The organism is Streptosporangium sp. NPDC000239, from assembly GCF_040300765.1.
Classification (GTDB): domain Bacteria; phylum Actinomycetota; class Actinomycetes; order Streptosporangiales; family Streptosporangiaceae; genus Streptosporangium.
This window is the reverse complement of record NZ_JBEPEI010000013.1, coordinates 96575-116334: the sequence shown is the minus strand read 5'-3', so window position 1 is coordinate 116334 and position 19760 is coordinate 96575. Positions and strand designations below refer to the sequence as shown.

General features: G+C 71.2%; 19 protein-coding genes. 8 read left to right on the top strand and 11 right to left on the bottom strand.

Translation table 11 applies throughout. From position 1 onward, the window contains the following. Positions 1 to 66: 66 nt before the first annotated feature. Complete coding sequence (gene hppD, locus ABT340_RS28080; protein WP_352013835.1) at positions 67 to 1176, bottom strand: 4-hydroxyphenylpyruvate dioxygenase; 1110 nt, start codon at positions 1174 to 1176, stop codon at positions 67 to 69. Positions 1177 to 1278: 102 nt separating this feature from the next. Here hppD and ABT340_RS28075 point away from each other — a divergent pair, with 102 nt between their 5' ends. Beyond that, on the top strand, positions 1279 to 1758 hold the full coding sequence (locus tag ABT340_RS28075) for an Lrp/AsnC family transcriptional regulator (protein WP_352013834.1): 480 nt from the start codon (positions 1279 to 1281) through the stop codon (positions 1756 to 1758). A gap of 102 nt (positions 1759 to 1860) precedes the next feature. Then, complete coding sequence (locus ABT340_RS28070; RefSeq protein ID WP_352013833.1) at positions 1861 to 4092, top strand: transglycosylase domain-containing protein; 2232 nt, start codon at positions 1861 to 1863, stop codon at positions 4090 to 4092. Between the two features lie 167 nt (positions 4093 to 4259). Here ABT340_RS28070 and ABT340_RS28065 read toward each other — a convergent pair whose 3' ends face one another. From ABT340_RS28065 to ABT340_RS28020, 10 genes are all read right to left on the bottom strand, one after another. Continuing rightward, entirely contained in the window at positions 4260 to 6245 is a 1986-nt protein-coding gene (locus tag ABT340_RS28065; protein WP_352013832.1) for a thioredoxin domain-containing protein, read from the bottom strand. A 113-nt stretch (positions 6246 to 6358) separates the two neighbouring features. Then, positions 6359 to 7600: an MFS transporter gene (locus tag ABT340_RS28060; RefSeq protein ID WP_352013831.1), complete on the bottom strand. Its 1242-nt coding sequence runs from the start codon at positions 7598 to 7600 to the stop codon at positions 6359 to 6361. A gap of 79 nt (positions 7601 to 7679) precedes the next feature. Then, positions 7680 to 8000 carry a Dabb family protein gene (locus ABT340_RS28055; protein WP_352013830.1) on the bottom strand — a complete coding sequence of 107 codons (321 nt, stop codon included), beginning with the start codon at positions 7998 to 8000 and terminating at the stop codon, positions 7680 to 7682. Then, the gene (locus ABT340_RS28050; protein WP_352013829.1) at positions 7997 to 8668 is read right to left on the bottom strand and encodes an MPN domain-containing protein; all 672 of its coding nucleotides are present in this window, start codon (positions 8666 to 8668) and stop codon (positions 7997 to 7999) included. The genes ABT340_RS28055 and ABT340_RS28050 overlap by 4 nt, the downstream gene beginning before the upstream one ends. 54 nt (positions 8669 to 8722) lie before the next feature. Beyond that, the gene (locus ABT340_RS28045; RefSeq protein WP_352013828.1) at positions 8723 to 9496 is read right to left on the bottom strand and encodes a thioesterase II family protein; all 774 of its coding nucleotides are present in this window, start codon (positions 9494 to 9496) and stop codon (positions 8723 to 8725) included. After that, a complete protein-coding gene (locus ABT340_RS28040; protein ID WP_352013827.1) occupies positions 9493 to 10689 on the bottom strand; it encodes an acyl-CoA dehydrogenase family protein in 1197 nt (398 codons plus the stop codon). The genes ABT340_RS28045 and ABT340_RS28040 overlap by 4 nt, the downstream gene beginning before the upstream one ends. Then, entirely contained in the window at positions 10682 to 11365 is a 684-nt protein-coding gene (locus tag ABT340_RS28035; protein WP_352013826.1) for an acyl-CoA dehydrogenase family protein, read from the bottom strand. The genes ABT340_RS28040 and ABT340_RS28035 overlap by 8 nt, the downstream gene beginning before the upstream one ends. Further along, positions 11362 to 12954: an amino acid adenylation domain-containing protein gene (locus tag ABT340_RS28030; RefSeq protein WP_352013825.1), complete on the bottom strand. Its 1593-nt coding sequence runs from the start codon at positions 12952 to 12954 to the stop codon at positions 11362 to 11364. The genes ABT340_RS28035 and ABT340_RS28030 overlap by 4 nt, the downstream gene beginning before the upstream one ends. Beyond that, complete coding sequence (locus tag ABT340_RS28025) at positions 12951 to 13232, bottom strand: acyl carrier protein (protein WP_352013824.1); 282 nt, start codon at positions 13230 to 13232, stop codon at positions 12951 to 12953. Before ABT340_RS28025 ends, ABT340_RS28030 begins: the two co-directional genes overlap by 4 nt. A gap of 69 nt (positions 13233 to 13301) precedes the next feature. Further along, the gene (locus tag ABT340_RS28020) at positions 13302 to 14357 is read right to left on the bottom strand and encodes an iron-containing redox enzyme family protein (protein ID WP_352013823.1); all 1056 of its coding nucleotides are present in this window, start codon (positions 14355 to 14357) and stop codon (positions 13302 to 13304) included. Positions 14358 to 14683: 326 nt separating this feature from the next. Here ABT340_RS28020 and leuC point away from each other — a divergent pair, with 326 nt between their 5' ends. From leuC to ABT340_RS27990, 6 genes are all read left to right on the top strand, one after another. Next, the gene (leuC, locus tag ABT340_RS28015; RefSeq protein ID WP_352013822.1) at positions 14684 to 16087 is read left to right on the top strand and encodes a 3-isopropylmalate dehydratase large subunit; all 1404 of its coding nucleotides are present in this window, start codon (positions 14684 to 14686) and stop codon (positions 16085 to 16087) included. Between the two features lie 4 nt (positions 16088 to 16091). Then, complete coding sequence (gene leuD, locus ABT340_RS28010; protein WP_352013821.1) at positions 16092 to 16694, top strand: 3-isopropylmalate dehydratase small subunit; 603 nt, start codon at positions 16092 to 16094, stop codon at positions 16692 to 16694. 107 nt (positions 16695 to 16801) lie between these two features. Continuing rightward, positions 16802 to 17035, top strand: a complete 234-nt coding sequence (locus ABT340_RS28005; protein WP_352013820.1) for a tautomerase family protein — start codon at positions 16802 to 16804, stop codon at positions 17033 to 17035. Between the two features lie 305 nt (positions 17036 to 17340). Beyond that, positions 17341 to 18336 carry an SAM-dependent methyltransferase gene (locus tag ABT340_RS28000; RefSeq protein ID WP_352013819.1) on the top strand — a complete coding sequence of 332 codons (996 nt, stop codon included), beginning with the start codon at positions 17341 to 17343 and terminating at the stop codon, positions 18334 to 18336. 103 nt (positions 18337 to 18439) lie between these two features. Then, positions 18440 to 18733, top strand: coding sequence for a YciI family protein (locus ABT340_RS27995; protein WP_352013818.1), 294 nt, complete (start codon positions 18440 to 18442; stop codon positions 18731 to 18733). A 74-nt stretch (positions 18734 to 18807) separates the two neighbouring features. Further along, entirely contained in the window at positions 18808 to 19719 is a 912-nt protein-coding gene (locus ABT340_RS27990; protein WP_352013817.1) for an SCO6745 family protein, read from the top strand. Positions 19720 to 19760 lie beyond the last annotated feature (41 nt).

The following is a 19760-nucleotide window of genomic DNA, read 5'->3' as shown; positions in this document are numbered from 1 at the left end:
CACAGGCGCACAGGCGTTGACAGGGAAACCGGGCGCCCGCGGGACACGCGGGCGCCCGGAGAGGGACTACAGGTTGCCGCGAAGGTCCTGCTCGCGCTCGATCGCCTCGAACAGCGCCTTGAAGTTGCCCTTGCCGAAGCCGAGCGACCCGTGCCGCTCGATCAGCTCGAAGAACACCGTCGGGCGGTCCTGCACCGGCTTGGTGAAGATCTGCAGGAGGTAGCCGTCCTCGTCGCGGTCCACGAGGATCTTGCGCTGCTTCAGCTCCTCGATCGGCGCCCTGACCTGGCCGATGCGGGCCCGCAGCTCGGGGTCGTCGTAGTAGGAGTCGGGAGTGTCGAGGAACTGCACCCCGGCCGCGCGCATGTGGTCGACGGCCGTCAGGATGTCGTTGGTGGCCAGCGCGATGTGCTGCACACCGGGGCCGCCGTAGAACTCCAGGTACTCGTCGATCTGCGACTTCTTCTTGGAGATCGCGGGCTCGTTGAGCGGGAACTTCACCTTGCGGCTGCCGTCGGCGACCACCTTCGACATCAGCGCGGAGTACTCGGTCGCGATGTCGTCACCGATGAACTCCGCCATGTTGGTGAAGCCCATGATCCGGCCGTAGAAGTCGACCCACTCGTCCATCTTGCCGAGTTCGACGTTGCCCACGCAGTGGTCGACGGCCTGGAACACCCGGCCGTTCTTCACGTCGGGACCCGGGACGATCGGCTGGGCGGCGACGTACCCGGGAAGGTAGGGGCCGCTGTAGTTGGAGCGGTCGACCAGGGTGTGCCGGGTCTCGCCGTAGGTGGCGATCGCCGCGAGCACGACCTTGCCGTGGTCGTCCTCGACCGTGTACGGCTCGACGAGGCCCGTGGCGCCCCTGGCGACCGCGCCGCGGTAGGCCGCCTCGACGTCCGGGACCTCGATGGCCAGGTCGATCACGCCGTCCCCGTGCTCGGCGACGTGCCGGGAGACCCCGGTGCCCGGCCGTACGGCGCCGCGGAACTCGAAGCGGGCGCTTCCTGAGGTGAGGACGTAGGCCACCTCTTCACGGCTGCCGTTCTCCGGCCCGCGATAGGCCACCAGCCGCATGCCGAAGGCGCTTGAGTAGTAGTGGGCGGCCTGCTTGGCGTTGCCGACGGCGAAGACCACGGCGTCCATGCCGTTCACGGGAAAGATGTCGCTCATACGAATACTGTCCGTTTCGATGAGCTGGTTGTGCAAGAGTTAGCTTATTTAGTGGACAATGTGTGCAATCGACTGCCACTCCCACCGGAGTACCTGTACACAATGACGATTGATCACCTTGACGCGCGGCTCATCGCGCTGCTCGCCGCGGAACCGCGGCTGGGCGTGCTGGAGTGCTCCCGGCGGCTCGGGGTGGCCAGGGGGACGGTCCAGGCCCGCCTCGACCGGATGGCCGCCAGGGGCGTGATCACCGGATACGGCCCCGACGTCGCCCCGGCCGCCCTCGGCTACGTGGTGACGGCGTTCGTCACCCTGCAGATCCGGCAGATCAGCGGCCACGTCCCCGTCGCCGACCAGCTCGCCGCCATCCCCGAGGTGCTGGAGGTCCACACGATCACCGGCGGTGACGACATGCACTGCCGGGTCGTGGCGCGCAGCAACGCCGACCTGCAACGGGTGATCGACCTGATCGTGGAGGTCCACGGGGTGGTCAGGACCTCCTCGGTCATCGCCTTGGACACACCCGTGCCATACCGGGTCCTTCCCTTGGTGGCCGACGCGCCGCGTCAGGGGAGGACCTAGCCGTACTATCCCAAGCAAGGCTCAGACACCGTTATGCATCGTTTACCCTTACGGTTCCGTGCGGCCGGCGGGGGGTCGGCCGCGGACGGAACAGGGGGACGAGTGCTCAAGTACCGGAAGAGGGCGGGCAAGGCCGGACCCAGGAGAAGGCTCCTGAAGGTGGCGCTCATCGTCTTCGGAGCGCTCGTGATCTCCCTGGCCGGAGCGTTCGCCCTCGCCTGGGCGATGACACCGATCCCTGGAAGCACCCAGCCGCAGGCCACCGCCCAGGGGTCGGTGATCTACTACCGCGACGGCAAGACCGTGCTGGCCAGGCAGGGCGTCAACCGCAAACGCGTGCCGCTTGAGCAGGTCCCGCAGCACGTCAGGAACGCCGTGATCGCCGCGGAGAACCGCTCCTTCTACCAGGACCAGGGCATCTCCCTCACCGGCACCGTACGCGCCATGTGGTCGACGCTGACCGGCCGGCAGCTCCAGGGCGGCTCGACGATCACCCAGCAGATGGTCCGCAACTACTACAGCGGCCTCAGCCAGGAACGGTCCATCGTCCGCAAGCTCAAGGAGATCATGATCTCCCTGAAGGTCGACCAGTCGAAGTCGAAGGACTGGGTGCTTGAGCAGTACCTCAACACGATCTACTTCGGCCGCAACGCCGACGGCATCCAGGCCGCCGCGGACGCCTACTTCCGCAAGGACGTCAGCAAGCTGACCGTCGCCGAGGGCGCCTACCTCGCCGCCGTGATCCAGCAGCCCTCCCGGTTCGCCAACCCCGCCGGCGCCGACCTCGACGCGGCCAGGGCGCGCTGGCGCTCGGTGGTCGACGGCATGCGGCAGACCGGCGCCCTCACCGCCGAACAGGCCGCGGCGACCACGTTCCCCCAGCTCAAGAAGTCCAGGCCGATCTTCGCCCCCAAGGGGCAGGAGGGCTACATGCTCGACCAGGTCGCCGCGGAGCTGAGGCGCAGGGGATACACCGACGAGACCATCAACCAGGGCGGCCTGCGGATCGTCTCCACCTTCGACAAGGACCTGATGGCCGCCGCCGAGCGCGCCGTCACCTCCGTCCTGCCGGAGAGCACCCCCAAGGAGGTCCGCACCGGTCTGGCCGCGGTCGATCCGGAGACCGGCGAGGTCGTCGCCTTCTACGGCGGGCGCGACTGGCGCAGGCAGCCCTACGACAACGCCTTCGGCGCCAAGGTCCAGGCGGGCTCCACCTTCAAGGCCTACACGCTGGCCGCCGCCCTGGACAACGGCTTCGGCCTCGACACCCGGGTCGACGGCAACTCCCCGCTGCGGATCACCACCGACGGCAAGGGCATCCCGAACTCCGGCGGATACTCCTACGGGCAGATCAACCTGGTCAAGGCGACCCAGAGCTCGGTCAACACCGCCTTCGTCGACCTGGGACGCAAGGTCGGCCTGGACAAGGTCGTCGAGACCGCGGAGAAGGCGGGCATCCCCACCGACCAGCTGGCCCCGCACAGCGCCGCCGCCACGCTCCCGCTGGGCGTGGCCTCGGTGAGCGCCGTGCAGAACGCCTCGGGGTTCGCCACCTTCGCCGCCGGAGGCGTCCACCGCGAGGCCCACGTGATCCGCTCGATCACCGACGCGAACGGCGACACCACCAAGATCGAGACCAAGGGGAAGCGGGCCTTCACCGAGCAGGCCGCCGTCGACGCCACCTACGCGCTGACCCAGGTCGTCACCGCGGGGACCGGTTCGGCCGCCCGCCTCTACGACCGTCCGGTCGCCGGGAAGACCGGCACCACCGACAAGTCGGCCTCGGTGTGGTTCGCCGGGTTCACCCCGCAGCTCGCGGTGGCCGTCGACATGTTCCGCGACGACAACAAGCCGGTCGTCGTGGACGGCAGCGCCCTGTACGGCGGGACGTACCCGGCCCAGGTCTGGCGCGCCTTCATGACGGAGGCGATGGCGGGCAAACCGGTCAAGGAGTTCGCCGAGCCGTCCAACTACGGCTACTCCAACTACGGCGACACCTACCGCTCGGACACCGGCGACTATTCGGACGACGGGACCCGGGACGACACCGCCCCGCCGCCCCAGCGCTCGAACCCGACGACACCCCCGGCCCCCGACCACACCCCGCAGCCCGGCGACCACGACGGACCGGACGGCGACGGCCCCGGCGACGGCCCCGGCAACGGCAACGGCGACGGCCAGGGCGACGGCTCGGACAACGGGCCGGGCAACGGCTCGGGCAACGGTCCGGGTAACGGCGACGGCGACGATCAGGGCGACGGCGACGAGCCGGGAATCGGCGGCAGGGAGCAGGCTCCGAACCAGGACAGCGTCACCCAGTCCCGCCCGAACTGACCGGCCTCTGCTCTGAGCCTGTGGAGCGGTCGCCGTCCGGGCGACCGCGGCGGGCGTGAATCCGCTGCCCTGAGGCTGCGAGAGCGGTCGCCGCCCGGGCGACCGCGGCGGGCGTGAATCCGCGAACAGGTCCCAGGAGAGCGGAGCCCTGGGACCTGCCCGGCGGATCAGGCGAGCAACTCGGTCTTGAGCGCCGAAGGGGTGGTCACCGGCATCCTGCAGGTGAACCCCCGGCACACGTACGCCGCGGGAAGGCCGCCGACCAGGCCGCGCCCCTCAAGCAGCGGGGCGCCCGCCGAGCCGGGCTCGCCGAGCGCGACGACCAGGCCGGGTACGGTCGACAGCAGGGCGGCCCTGTGCAGGGCCGTGGTCGCCGGGTCACCGGCGGGGCCGACGACGGCGACCTCGACCGGCCCGGAGAGGGCGGCCTGCGCGACCGCGAGCCCCCACCCGGCGAAGCGCGCGTGCTTGCCCGCCAGGACGGTCACCGTGCCCAGGGCCTCCTCGGCCGCCTGCCGGTGTTTGATCGAGCCGGTCAGCGCGGCGTAGGTCAGCAGTGCCCCGGCGGCGGCGAACTGGCCGGACGGGGTGGCGTTGTCCGTGGGGTCCTGCGGGCGCTGGAAGAGCCGTTCGGCGTCGGCGGCGGTGTCGAAGAACCCGCCGGAGCCGTCGGAGAAGCGGTCGAGCACCGCGTCGAGCAGGACGCCCGCCCGGTCGAACCAGCGGGTCTCGCCGGTCACGCCGTACAGGGTGAGCAGACCCTCGGCCAGGTCGCCGTAGTCTTCGAGGACCCCGGCGTTGCCGCCCGCCCTGCCGTCACGCGAGGTGCGCAGCAGCCGGTCGCCGTCCGTGTGGAGGTCGTCGATCAGCGTGGCCGCGACCCGTGCCGCCTCGACCAGGTCGGCCCGCCGGAAGAGGGCCCCGGTCTCGGCGAGCGCGGCTATGGCCAGGCCGTTCCACGCGGTCACGACCTTGTCGTCCCTGCCCGGCCGTACCCGGCGGCCCCGGGCGGCCAGCAGCCTGGCGCGCACGTCGGCGAGGCGCTCGGCGTCGTCGGGGTCGGCGAGCAGCTGCAGGACCGAGGTGCCGTGCTCGAACGTCCCGGTCACCTCGAACAGGGCGACCGCCCAGTCACCGTCCTCCTCGCCGAGGACCTCGCGGATCTCCTCGGGCGTCCAGACGTAGAACTTCCCCTCGACGCCCTCGCTGTCGGCGTCCAGGGCCGAGGCGAAGCCCCCCTCGGGGGTGCGCATCTCGGCCAGCAGCCACTCGGCGGTCTCCAGCGCGACCCGCCTGGCCAGGGACGACCCGGTGAGACGCCACCAGTGCGTGTAGACCCGCAGCAGCAGCGCGTTGTCGTAGAGCATCTTCTCGAAGTGCGGCACCACCCAGTCGGCATCCACGCTGTAGCGGGCGAACCCGCCGGCGAGCTGGTCGTAGATCCCGCCCCTGGCCATCGCCTCCAACGTCCGCTCGGCCATCAGGACCGCGGGCTCCTCGCCGGGAGACGCCTTGGCGGCGGCGCCGTACCTGAGCAGGAACTCCAGCACCATCGACGGCGGGAACTTCGGCGCCCCGCCGAACCCGCCGCGCACCGGGTCGAAGGACCGGCCGAGCGTCTCGACGGCCTCGGCGAGCGTCCTGGCCGTCGGCAGCGGTCCCGTGGGCAGCGCGCTGCGCTCGTTCAGCGCCTCCACGATCGTCGAGCTCTGCCCGACGACCGCCTCCCGGTCACCGGCCCAGGCGTTGGCGACCCCGGCGAGCAGCCGCTGGAAGTGCGCCCTGGGGAAGTAGGTCCCGGTGTAGAAGGGGTGGCCTTCCGGGGTGGCGAAGACCGTCATCGGCCAGCCGCCCTGACCGGTCATGGCCTGGGTAGCCGCCATGTAGACCGCGTCGACGTCCGGCCGCTCCTCGCGGTCCACCTTCACGTTGACGAACCGCTCGTTCATCATCGCCGCGGTCGCCGGGTCCTCGAACGACTCGTGCGCCATCACGTGGCACCAGTGGCAGGCCGAATACCCGACGGAGATCAGCAGGGGAACGTCACGGCGCCTGGCCTCGGCGAACGCCTCCTCGCCCCATTCGAACCATTCGACGGGGTTGTCGGCGTGCTGGCGGAGGTACGGCGACTGGGCCTCGGCCAGTCTGTTCATGCCACCCACTCTGCCACAGGCGGCACGCCGGACGAGGACGGCGTGCGCGGACGCCAGGCCGCGTTCCAGGCCGCGACCCCGGGAACCGGCTGTTCCGCCGGGGAGCGCGGGGTTCAGGTCTTGAGCGGGGCGGGAGCGGGGTCCGGCCGGGGGGTTTCGGCGCGGTGGGCCGACGGGGTGGCGAAAACCGCGGCGAGGGAGAAGACGGCGGCCAAGCCGAAGCCCGCGGCGTAGCCGCCGACGACGATCAGCTCACCGGCCAGTGGCGGCGTCAGTGACGCGGTCAGGTTCTGCCCGGTGTTCTGAACGCCCAGGGCGCGCCCGGCCCAGTGGGGACCGGCGATCTCCGCGGTCGAGGTGAAGGACAGGCCGTTGGTGCTGGCGGCCAGGCCACACGCGGCTATCAGCACCACGTCCGCCGCCCAGGAGGGCCACAGCGCGCACAGCGCCATCAGAAGCATCAGCACGCCGTTGACCAGGGCGAGCTGCCGCATCGGACGGAGCCGGCTGCCGACGCGGTCGGACCACTTGCCCACCGCTATTCGGCCGAGCGCGCCCGCCAGCTGGCCGACGGCCATCAACCGGCCGGCGTCGGTGACACTCCAGTGCTGGACATCGACGAGATAGAGCAGTCCGAAGGCGCCGACGGTGAACTGCGGCCAGACCAACAGGGCGCTCGCACCGTGGACGCGCCACAGGACCGGGCTGCGATAGGGGGAAGGCGGCTTGGTCGCGGCCCCGTCGGCGGTGGGCTTCGCGGGGCGCGGCGGGTCGACCACCCAGATCGCGACGGCCAGCCCGACCACACCGGTCAGCACGGCGGTGAACAGCAGGGCGGCGGAGATGCCGTTCCCGGCGGCCAGCGGCGGGATGGCCAGGGCGGCGACGCCCATGCCGAGCGGGGTGGAGGTCTGCCGTACACCCATGGCCAGGCCGCGCTCCTTGGCGCTGAACCAGCCCATGACGACTCGGCCGCTGGCCGCGTAGACCGAGGCGCCGGCGGCCCCGGCCAGGAAGAAGACGACCCAGAGCAGGACGAGACCGTGCACCATGAGGCCGGCGAACAGGATGAGGGTCGACAGGGCGAGGCCGAGGCCCAGGACGACGCGCTCGCCGTACCGGTCGGCCGCGGCCCCCCAGGCGACCAGGGCGGCCATGAGCCCGATCGTGGGGGCGGAGATCACCACCCCCGCCTGCGCCAGCGACAGGTGCTCCGTCGAGCGGAGCTCGGGGACGAGGTACGGGACCCCGTAGACGAAGACGCAGGCGACGGCCTGGGCGGCGACGCCGAGGCCCAACATCAGCCAGCGCTTGCGGCCGGTGTCGCCCGGTGTCGGGGCGGCCGACTTGTTCACGGTGGTTCTCCTCTGGACGGTCTGGTCGTTCATCCGGCGAGCTGTGTTCCCTCCTGACTACTCGCCAGATGAGTCGCGATCAATATGAGAGATGCTTTGTATCGGATTGTGAGATGATCGTCGGTGTCCGGTATTCGAAGACGAGCAGTTCGGCGTCTCGCAGCAGCGTGGTCCGCAGCGGGGCGTGGGCCGGGTGGTCGCTCCAGGCCGCGATGTCCTCCGCGTCACCGAAGCTCAGCGCGAACATCCGGTCGTAGCCGAGGCAACGACCACCGATGTCCGCGGCCACCTCGATGTCCCGCAGGCAGGGGACGGTGCCCCTGAGCCCCGCCAGGCGGGCGAGTTCGTCGTCGATCCGAGCCGGCCGATCGGTCCTGACCAGCACCACGCGCTTGATCACTCCGGCCTCCGGCTCTCCACCGGCACGCTGGAGCTGCCAAGGCTGAGCCGTACCTCCATGGCGGTAGCCCTGCCGTTCTCGTCCTCGAAGACCGGTGGCGCCCAGGCGCCGACGCTCAGCGCCACGTCGTCGCCGAAGCTCTCCAGATGGCAGATCATGTTCAGCGGCCAGCCCCCGTTGCGGAACAGGTACTCGTCCATCGCGGTGGGGCGGTGGCTGAGCAGCTGGCCGTTGGCGTGCTCGGGCCAGAAGCGGTGCATGTCCGCGTGCATGTGGACGGAGCCGAGCACGTCCAGCCCCTGCGCCTCCGCCTCGCGGATGATCTTCAACAGCTCGGCCGGATCACACCAGTAGCCGCGCCTGCCGTTGGTATAGGAGGAGCCGAAACACGGCACGATGACTTCGGCGAACTCCTCCAGCACCGCCTCGTCGCTCTCCCGGACGTTGCCCGCCCAGCGCAACGCCTGCACCCGAAGGGCGCCCTGGTCCATCTGGCCCAGCAGCAGGGCCCAGCAGCGGGGAAGGTAGGGCTCGCCGCGGCGGGAGCCGTCACAGGCCCGCCGGTACTGGGAGAGCGCGTCGTCCAGCAGCGGGTCGAGGACCCCGGGGGCGATCAGCACCAGCGGTGCGGGGGCGGTGTCGGGGAGGACGTCGGACCGCAGGACCATGAAGGTTTCCTTTCCCTGGTCGAACGTGCGGGTGGACGCACGGTTCAGGACGGTTCAGGACGGTTCGGCAGGAGGAAAGCGCCGGATGAGGTCGGCGGAGACCACGGGCAGCAGATCGGTCAGGCCGTGCCGGTAGAAGTGACCGCCGGGCAGCACGTGCGCGGCGAATCCGCCGGTGGCGACGGACCGCCACTCCAGAGCCAGGGACGGCTGGAACTCCGTCTCCCGCGCCCCGACGAACGCCACCACGGGGCAGCCGACCGCGACAGCGGCGGCGGGCCGCCAGGACGCGGCGGCCCGTACGTCGGCCCGCATCAGAGGGGTCAGCAGCCTGCGGGCCGTGTCGTTCCCGGCCACCTCGGCCGACAGGCCGCCCAGGCCCAGCATGTGGCGCCACAGGCCGTCGTCGTCGAGGTGGACCAGGGGCTCGGCGGTGGAGTGGAGCCATGGTGGAGCGGCCGCGCTCAGATAGAGCACGCTCGGCGACCGGCCCCGGCGGTGTGCCCTGGCCGCCCAGGCCACGGCGGCCAGGGCGCCCATGCTGTGCCCCAGCAGAGCCCAGGGACTCCCGGCCGGGGGCGTGAGCTCCTCGTCGAGCGCGCCCGCGAGCTCCGCCAGATCGGTGAAGGGCGGGGTGGCCATCCTGCGCCCACGGCCCGGAGGTTCGACCGGGCACGGGGTGACCCCCGGTCCGAGCGCGTCCGGCCAGTCGCGGTAGAGCGTGGTCGAGCCACCGGCGGCGGGCAGCAGGAACAGCGGCGGCGATCCTTCGACCGGGGTACGGCAGGGCAGCGCGGCCGATCGGCGCGCGGGAACGGCTTCGGTCACCGCAGCTCCCGGGCGATCACCATGAGCAGGGCCTCGTCGCTGCCGCCGGCCAGGGCGAGGCCGGTGGCGTCGCGCAACGCGCGTTCCGCCAGCCCCGGATCGGCAGGGTCGAGTCCGGCGAAGCGCGGCCGGGTCGAGGCGAGTTCCGCCTCGCGCCGGAGCGCGGCCTCGGCCGTACGCCGCAGCACGTCGGCCGATCGGAGCTTGCAGCCCGCCGCGGTCCGGGGCGGGCAGCCGCCGGCTCCGAGCAGTTCGAGCGCCCGCCGGCAGGACGCCCGCTCCTGGGCGATGTCGACGAACAGCTCGGCGGCGGCCCGGTCGGCGTACCCGGAGCGTGGCCCACCGGCGGAGCGGAGCAGGGCGAGCAGCCCCTCGGCCATCGCCGTCATCCGCAGCGCCACCATGACGCGCTCGTGGACCCAGTGCCTCATCAGGGTGAGCAGGCCCGTACCGGGCGAGCCGAGCAACGCCTCAGGCGCCAGTCGGACGCCGGTCAGCCGGATCCGCCCGGTGACGCCCCGGTGCCCCAGGGTCCGCAGCGGGTGGACCTCGACCCCCGGCGCGTCCACGGGGACCCGCACCAGGGAGTGACGCCCGAGCGCCGAGTCGGCGAAGGCGGTGTCCCGGGCCAGCACCAGCAGTTCGTCCGCGAAGGGGGCGTTGCTGGAGAGCCACTTCTCCCCCTCGACGACGACCCCCTCGTCACCGCGGCGCACCGAGGTGGTCATGGCGTCGAAGTCCAGGCCGCCGCCGGGTTCGGTCACCGCGAGCGCGGCGAGAGACCGCCCCGCCAGGGCCTGACGGGCGGCGTGGGCGGTGGCCGGGAAGGCGGCCAGCAGTTTGGCGGCCACCTCGACCTGGGTGAGGACCACCGCCCCTGCGGGCAGCAGACCCAGCTCCTCGTGCAACGCCGCCGCGAACTGCCAGGACGGGACCGGGCCCGGCTCCGGCGGCACCTGCAGAACCGGGGCGGGGGCAGGGGCGGCCGGGGCGAGCAGCCCGGCGTGGCCCAGCAGGACCACCGCCTCCCGCCCGGGCGGAACGCGGCCGGGGACGTCCCAGACCGCGGGCGCGAACACCTCGGGGTGACGGTCGACCAGCGCCCGGACGCTCCGGCGGAACGCGGCCGGGGTGGCGAACCCCGGTCCTGGCCGCCCGTGGTGCGGGGCCGTCGCGGTCGGAGGCTCAGTCATCGGCCCCTCGCAGGTGCCGGGCGACGGCGTCCAGCAGTTGTTCGTCGGAGATTCCGTCGGCGGGCCGGTGACCGGCGAGTAGGAGCCGCTGAGCCGGGTGACCGGCGACATACCCACTGGCGCCGTGCAGGTGCAGGCAGACCCTCGCGGTACGGCGCAGCAGCTTGCGGGCCTGGAGGCGGGCGGCCTCGACCACGCCGTCCCCCCGCGCGCCGGCCGCCGTGTCGGCCGTGGCCGCGTGCACCAGATGCCGCGCGCCTTCGGCGTAGGCCATCAGCTCCGCGAGCCGGAACCGTACGACCTGGTGGTCGATCAGGCGCTGCCCGAAGGAATGGCGGGTGCCGAGCCAGCCGCCGGTCGTGGCCACCAGGCGGGCTGAGGCGGCGACCTGCAGCGCGGCCACCGGCAGGCCTGCGCCCGCCCCCGGCCTGTCGTGGCGGGCCAGCACCTCGGCGGCCGGGTCGAAGTCCAGCGCCGCGGCGAGACTCTCGGCGAGGACGACCCGGTCGGGGAGCCCGGGGAAGCACAGGCCCGCCGCGTCGAGCGCGGCGACGACCGGCTCGGCACGGTCGGAGGCGCACTCGCGCAGGCACTCGGTGACGCGGGCGCGCAGTCCGGCGGGCGCCAGGTCGTCGACGGGCGAGCCGGCCGGGGCCGCGGCGCGCGACGCGTTCACGCGTCCCCCCGAGGGGAGGCCGCGGTCAGGCGCCGCACGATGCCGCGGACGTCGGGTTTCCCGCTGGAGAGCAACGGAACCGCGTCCAGCAGCCGGAAGTCGGCGGGCACCATGTAGCCGGGCAACCGCTCCGACAGGTGCGTCCGCAGCGCGCGTGCCCGGTCGGCGTCCAGGGCGGGCAACGGGCTCTCGTCGCCGCAGGGGACGCTCGCCGGGGCGCCGGGCGGGGTGACCGCGCAGGCGAGGATCTCCCGGCCGCGCCCGTCCCGGGAGGCGGTGACGAACGCGCGCCCCACCGTCCGGTGGGCCTCCAGCGTCTGGCGCACCTCCTGCGTGTTGACCCGGTAGCCGCGGACCTTGACCTCGTCGTCCCGCCGGCCGTGGAAGTGGAGTACGGCGTCGGCGTCACGGTGCGCCTGGTCGCCGGTGCGGTAGAAGCGGGTGCCGTCGAGGTCGAGGAAGGCCCGCCGTTCCTCCTCGGGACGCTCCAGGTAACCACTCATGAGCTGTGCGCCTGCGACCAGGAGCTCGCCGGGCCCCTCCTCGTCGATGTGCCCGTCGTCGCGCAGGAAGCGCACGGTGACCCCGTCCAGCGGACGGCCGATGGGGTAGGGCGCGGTGCGGTCCGGTTCCCGTTCGTCGATGGGATGGGCGACGACCAGGCAGGTGGCCTCGGTCGGGCCGTATCCGTTGATCACGACGAGTTGGGGGGCGGCGGCCAGCCAGCGCTGCACGGTGTGCGGCTGGAGCACCTCCGCTCCGGTCATCACCCGGCGCAGGTGCGACAGGTCGCGTCCGGCGAAGCCGCGGGCGTGGTCGGCGAGCAGGGTCAGGGTCGAGCCGACCGCGGCGAAATAGGTGATCCGCTCCTGCTCGATCAGCCGGTTCAGCAGCGGCGGCATCGGGACGGCGGGCGCCAGGTGCACCGTCGCGCCCCGTGTCAGCGGGTAGAGCAGATCGACGACCGAAACGTCGAAGTGCAGCGCCGAGGTGTTCAGGCAGCGGTCGTCCGGCCCGACACGGAGCAGCGGATGGACCGCCGCGAAGAAGGCGTCCACCGCCCGGTGCGGGATCTGCACCCCCTTGGGGCGGCCGGTGCTTCCCGAGGTGTACATGCAGTAGGCGACGCTCTCCGGGGAGATCTCCTCCGGCAGCGGGGCCGTCGCTGGTTCGGCGGCGGCCTCGCCGACGCCGAGCGGGAGGACCCCGGTCCGTTCGGCCAGGTCGCGTGCGAGGTCGGTGTCGGTGGCGGAGACCAGGACGAGCGGGCAGCGCGCGTCGGCGACCAGGTCGGCGAGCCGGGCCGCGGGTGCCCGGGGATCGAGCGGTACGTAAGCCGCGCCGGCCCGCTGTACGGCGAGCAGCGCGACCACCGCGTCCACCGTCTTGTGGCCGACCACGGCGATCCGCTGGGCGGGACCCACCCCCCGGCGCACCAGCGCCGCGGCGGTCCGCTGGACGCGCTCGTGCAGCTCCCCGTAGTCGACGCCGCGATCGTCGGCGACCAGGGCGGTGCGCCGGGGGGTGTCCTCGGCCAGGGCGGAGAGCGCGCCGAGAAGCGACGGGAGCCGGCCGTGGCGCGGGTTCATCGCGTCCTCCGGTCGCGGACCAGGGCGGTCAGGGTGTCGAGGGAGGCCAGAGCGGGAAGGTCGTCGGCCTCGGCGCCGACCTCTATCCCGTACTCGGTGTCCAGGCGTACCGCCAGCTCGACGAAGTCGAGCGAGTCGTACTCAAGTGCCGAGGCGTAGTCGTCGGTGTCGCCGAGGGCCGTGGGGTCGCTGTTCTTGATCCGGCAGACCAGCAGCCGCAGCTCTTCACGCAGGACGTGTTCGGTGTGCGGTGGCCGGCCGCGCTGGGGGACGGGCATGGCGGACTCCAGGGGGTGCGGGTGTGTGGGGCCGGAGGACGGGCCTCCGGCCATGGGACACATCACTGCTCAGGAGCGGGAGCGCGCCTCTGCCAGCCGCTCGTCCAGGTAGCGCGCGGAGGAGTTGAGTCTCAAGAGCGCGCCGCGGGCGATGCCGCGCCGCATGGCCGGCGACTCCGCCGCCGGAATGATCACGTTGTGGAACCACCCTGCGGCGTGCAGGGAGTCGACCGTGATGTGCAGCCGGTGGTAGACGATGCCGACGTCCGGCAGCCCCAGCCGCTCCCAGGCGTGGACCACCTGGACGAAGCGGTCAGGGGCGAACCACTCGGTCATCCCGAGGAAGCCAACGGCCTCCGGGTACAGGCGCCGGTAGCGGCAGAGCATCACGGCGAGGTTGCCGGACAGCAGGGCCTCGGCCGTCAGCGCGTCCTCCAGTTCGTCCGCGCCGATGTCGAACACCTGGAAGATCTGGTTGAACAGATGGGTGTGGACCTGGTCGGCGTCACCGTTGCCCATCTCGTCCCAGTAGTTGCGGGCGATCTCAAGCTTGGCGTCGTCCGTGGTTCCGACCTGCATCATGGCCAGCAGGTCGTCGAAACGGCCGTCGACCACCGACTCCTGGATGACGTAGGTACGCAGGTCCTCGCGCCCGGCGCGGTCGCGGATGAACTCGGCGTAGTACGGATGCTTGTAGGCGGGGTGCCGGCGGGCGAGGTTCTTGAGCCAGGACAGGTAGTCCTTCGGGTCGGCGGGCGCCTCGTCCAGCAGGACGGTGTCGACCCCGTGGTCCTCGCGGGCCAGAGTGGCCTCCTCCAGCAGCCGGACCACCTCGTGGAGTACCACGGAACCTTCGGCGGTGACCGCCTGGGGGAGTCGCAGCACCAGGCCGTAGAGCCTGGAGAGCAGTAACTGTTGTTGATGGAAAGCCGCTGAGTCGCCGCCGCCCGCCAATTCGTTCATCGTGCGCACGGCCTCGATCACGATCCTGCGCTGGTCGGCGTTGACGGTGAGATCGAGTTCGGTGGCGGGAATGTGCAGCCAGGAGCTGATGATTTCGACGAGTGCACGGGGGTTGAGAGCGTCCGCGCATCGGGGAAGGGCTAACTCCACAGAAACGGACATAGCGACAATCTCCTTCTGTGAACGGCCACTCGGCCATCTCCCGGGCAGGGTTGCGCCGTTGGCGAAGCTACTTTTGGAGACCGAGTATGTCTACGATTCCGGCTAAAAATCTCAGAATTCGAGACTCATATCAGGAGGGGTTTAATCCATAGGGAGATTCCAGATATTCCGAAGGGGGTTTAGTCCGTAAAGAGATTGGGTCACAGTTGTCCTGTGCCGTTTTGGGATTTGGCTCCGGACGTGGCTTGTGATCGACTAGAGTCCGGTCCGTTGCGAGACGTGTCGTCTCACATTTCAAGATAATGCACGGAAACTCGGAGGGCCGTATGGGACGGACAATCGCCGAGAAGGTCTGGGACGAGCACGTCATCCGACGTGTCGAGGGCGAGCCCGACCTTCTCTACATCGATCTGCACATGCTTCACGAGGTCACCAGCCCGCAGGCGTTCGAAGCCCTCCGGCTTGCCGGGCGCTCGGTACGGCGCACCGACCTGACCATCGCGACGGAGGACCACAACGTCCCGACCGACGTGATCGACCGCATCAGCGACCCGGTTTCCCGCAACCAGATCGAGACGCTGCGCCGCAACTGCGACGAGTTCGGTGTGCGGCGGCACTCGCTGGGCGACGCCGAGCAGGGCATCGTCTTCGTCATGGGCCCGCAGCTGGGCCTGATCCAGCCCGGCATGACGGTGGTCTGCGGAGACTCGCACACCTCGACCCTGGGCGCCTTCGGTGCCCTGGCGTTCGGCATCGGCACCTCGCAGGTCGAACACGTGCTGGCCACCCAGACCCTGCCGATGGCGCCGTTCCGGACGATGGCCGTCACCGTCGAGGGCGAGCTGCCGGAGGGGGTCACCGCCAAGGACCTGATCCTGGCCGTGATCGCCGAAATCGGCACCGGCGGCGGCCAGGGCCATGTGATCGAGTACCGCGGCGAGGCGATCCGCGGGTTGTCGATGGAGGGCCGGCTGACCATCTGCAACATGTCCATCGAGGCGGGCGCCAGGGCCGGGATGATCGCCCCGGACGAGACCACCTTCGCCTACCTGAAGGGCCGTCCGCACGCGCCGCAGGGCGAGGACTGGGACGCGGCGGTGGCCTACTGGAAGACGCTGTACACCGACCAGGACGCGGTCTTCGACAAGGAGGTGGTGATCGACGCCGCCGCGTTGACGCCCTTCGTCACCTGGGGGACCAACCCCGGACAGGGCGCTCCTCTGGGCTCGCTGATCCCGGCTCCGGAGTCCTTCACCGACCCGGTCGAGCGCTCCGCCGCCGAACGGGCGCTGTCCTACATGGGGCTTGAGGCCGGCACGCCGCTGCGCGAGGTCCGGGTCGACACGGTGTTCCTCGGCTCGTGCACCAACGGCCGGATCGAGGACCTGCGCGCCGCCGCCGACGTGCTGCGGGGCCGCCGGGTCGCCGAGGGGGTCCGGATGCTGGTGGTCCCCGGCTCCGCCAAGGTCCGGCTGCAGGCGGAGACGGAGGGCCTGCACCAGGTCTTCACCGAGGCCGGCGCCGACTGGCGGTTCGCCGGCTGCTCGATGTGCCTGGGGATGAACCCGGACCAGCTGGCGCCCGGCGAGCGCAGCGCGTCCACCTCGAACCGCAACTTCGAGGGCAGGCAGGGCAAGGGCGGACGCACCCACCTGGTCTCGCCCGTCGTCGCCGCCGCGACCGCGGTCACCGGCCGCCTCTCCTCCCCCGCCGACCTGCTGGAGGCCTGACACCATGGAGAAGTTCACCGTCCACACCGGCCGGGCCGTCCCGCTGCGCCGCAGCAACGTCGACACCGACCAGATCATCCCCGCCCACTTCCTCAAGCGGGTGACCCGCGACGGCTTCGAGGACGCGCTCTTCGCGGCCTGGCGCGCCGACCCGGAGTTCGTGCTGAACCGGCCCGAACGGCAGGGCGCGACCGTGCTGGTCGCGGGACCCGAGTTCGGTACCGGCTCCTCGCGCGAGCACGCGGTCTGGGCCCTGCAGAACTACGGCTTCAAGGCCGTGATCTCCTCCCGGTTCGCCGACATCTTCCGCGGCAACTCGCTGAAGAACGGCCTGCTCACCGTGGTGCTGCCGCAGGAGGTCGTGGAACGGCTGCAGTCCCTGACCGAGGCCGACCCGGCGGCCGAGATCACCGTGGACCTGGAGTCCGGTGAGGTACGCGCCGACGGTGTGACCGCCCCGTTCGAGATGGACGAGAACGCCCGCTGGCGGTTGCTCAACGGTCTGGACGACATCACTCTGACACTGGGCCACGAGGACGAGATCGCCGCGTTCGAGGCGAACCGCCCGTCCTACAAGCCGCGGACCCTGCCCCGTCCGGCGGCCTGACCGAGGCTCGCCGTCCCAGACGCGCTGCACCTGATTCATTGATCACGGCGCCGGTCCGAGGCCGCCAACGGCCGGCGCCGACGGCTTCCCGACCCGGAGGTAGCGTTATGCCGATCGTCACCATTCAGGTTATCAACGAGAACCTCACCGCCGAGAAGAAGAAGCAACTCATCGACGGCGTCACCGACTTGGTGCACGACGTGCTGCGCAAGGATCCGGAGCGGATCTACGTCATTGTTCAGGAAGTGCCGCTGGACAACTGGGGCGCCGGAGGATTCACTGTTTCTGAGCGCCGCGCCCAGGGCTTCGACGGTTTGTGCACCTGCCCGAAGCACGAGTGATCATCGCATTCCGTCCCAGAATAAGAGAAAATCGATCCCGGCCTCTGGTTCGTCACCGGCGCGTGCGGCATAATCATCGCGTCGGCTGATTCGACTCCCACGGCGAGCCTGGAGGATTTACCCGTCGGCCCGTTTTCGACAGCCCCGCCGATAGTTTCCGGATTTCTTTTTCCGGCCCTGGGCGAACGTTTTATCCCATGGTCGGGGCGGCTTTCCGGCGGGCGCTGAACGTCCTCGTATCCTGTCGTCCAATTTCCTGCGCCGCTGCCCGTGGGGCCGCGGAGAGGAAACATGAAAGGACTGTTATGGCCACGAACGACTTCGCTATCCGGGGCATTCCCCGTCGGCACTCCTTCGAGCTGCTTGAGGGTTACATCATGTGTTCGGTCATCGCCTCGCTCGACGACCTGGGCGTGCTGGACATCCTTGAGGAGAAGGGGCTGCGCGTCGAGGACGTGGGCGGCAACCTCCAGCTGGCCCGGGACACCGTCTTCTACCTGGTCGACCGCGGGGTCGTGGCACCCGACGGCGACGTCTACCGGCTCACCGGGTACGGCCGGGAACTGTTGCGCGACCGTGGCTACATCTTCTGGATCGCGGGAGGCTTCGGCGAGCCGTTCTGGCGCTTCGGCGAACTGGTCTCCGGCAAGAGCAAGTACGGCAAGGACATCTCGCGCGACGGCCGGATCGTCGCGGTCTCCTCGGCCGACCTCGGTCTGGAGGACCTCAAGCCGTACGTGCACTCCCTGCTGTCCGAGATCGAGTTCACCCGGGTCGCCGACTTCGGCTGCGGGAACGCCCGCAACCTCATCGGGATCTGCGGGCTGAAGGACGCCGACGGCCTGGGCGTGGACATCAGCGCCGACGCGATCGCGGAGGCCCGCCGTGAAGTGGCCAAGGACGGCCTGACGGAGCGCATCACGGTGGTCGAGGCGGACGCCTCCAACGCCGCCGCGATCCCCGGCCTGGAGACCGTGGACCTCGTGGTCGGTTTCTTCTTCATGCACGAGGTGCTGGAGCAGGGCCTCGACTACTTCGTCTCATATCTGCGTGGCCTGGCCGAGCGGCTCCCGGCCGGGGCGCACGTGCTCGCGGCCGAGGTGCTTCCCCCGCAGCGGGACCGCGCCTGCCCGGAGACCTTCACCCCGGAGTTCACCCTCATCCACGCGCTGATGGGCCAGGGCCTGCTCAGCGAGGAGGGCTGGAGCGACGCCTTCCGCCAGGGCGGGTTCGAGATCCGCAAGACGGTCCGTCCCAACATCCCCGGTGGCCTGCTGCTGCTGGCCCAGAAGACCGACTGACCCGGACGGACCGGAGCGGGGCGCGCCGTCGTCGTCCGGCGGTGCGTCCCCTCACCCCGTCCGTCGTCGCCCATCACCGACAATGAGCTCTGGGAGCGGCCGCATGTTCCTGGTACTGCTGTCCTATCTGGTCCCGGAGGAGCGAATTCTCCCGCTGCGCGATGAGCACTACGTCTTCATCGACCAGCACTTCAGGAGCGGGACGTTCCTTCTGGGCGGCCGCAAGGTGCCGGCCACCGGAGGGTTCATCCTCGCCCAGGGGGTGTCCCGTGAGGAGCTCGACCGCATTCTGGGGGAGGACCCCTACCTGCGGGCGGGTCTGGTGGCGCACGAGGTCACGGAACTGCTGCCGACCCGGGCCCGGCCCGACCTGGCGGCGGTGATCGGCGTTCCCTGACAGGTCGCCGGGCACATCGGAGCACGGCCCGGGCTCCTGCTCCATGACCTTTCCCACCCGCCTCGGAGGCTTCCGTGAACGATCTCACCCGGGCCATGCGCGCCGTCCTGGAGCCCTACCATCTGGTGGCCGTCCTCGCCCCGCAGGCTGGCGAAGCCTTCCGGCGGCTCGGGCTGACCGGCCGCTGGACGCCGTACTTCGCGCTGCGCACCGCTCCGCTGGGGGAGGTCTCCCCAGCCGCTGTCCACGCGTTGTTCCACCACTTCAGCCCGCGCATGGTGGAGCGCGAAGTCTGCGCGGTCCGGGCGGAGACGAACCCCGAAGCGGTGCTCGCGGCGCGACTGGCCGCCGCGGACGCCGGCCTCCGCGCGATCCTCGGGGAGGAGTCCGTCGCCGCACCCGAGCTGGCCGAGGCGGCCGGGCTCGCCGGGCTCGCCGCGAACGCCTGCCGGGACGCCCCGGGCCGCCCGCTGGGCAGCGCCAACGCCGCGCTGCCCCTGCCGTCGCGACCTCACCTGGCGCTCTGGCAGGCCGCGACCACTCTGCGTGAACACCGGGGTGACGGCCACTTCGCCACGCTGTTGCACTCCGGCGTCGAAGGGCCGGAGGCCCTGGTGCTGGTCGTCGCCGCGGGCGCGGACCGGCGCGAGCGTCTGCAGGGGATCCGGGAGTGGACGGACGAGGAGTGGGAGGCGGCCGAGCGGCGCCTGATCACCCGCGGGCTGCTGGAGCCCGACACGCGCTCTCTCACCACCGCGGGCCAGGCCCTCCGCCGGGCGGTCGAGGAACGGACCGACGAACTCGCCGAACGCCCCTGGGCCACCCTCGGCGCTGACGCCACCCGCCGGCTCCACGACCTGCTGGCCCCCGTCGCCGACCGGATCATCGCCCACCTCGGCCTGCCCGCCCGGCCAGGGGCCGCGCACACGCGGGAGGCGCCGGTGGACGGTTCGCCGCGCCACCGTGAGGGGGCCGGGCGGTCGTGACCGCCTTCCCGTCAGGGCACGACGGAGAAGCGGTCACGGGA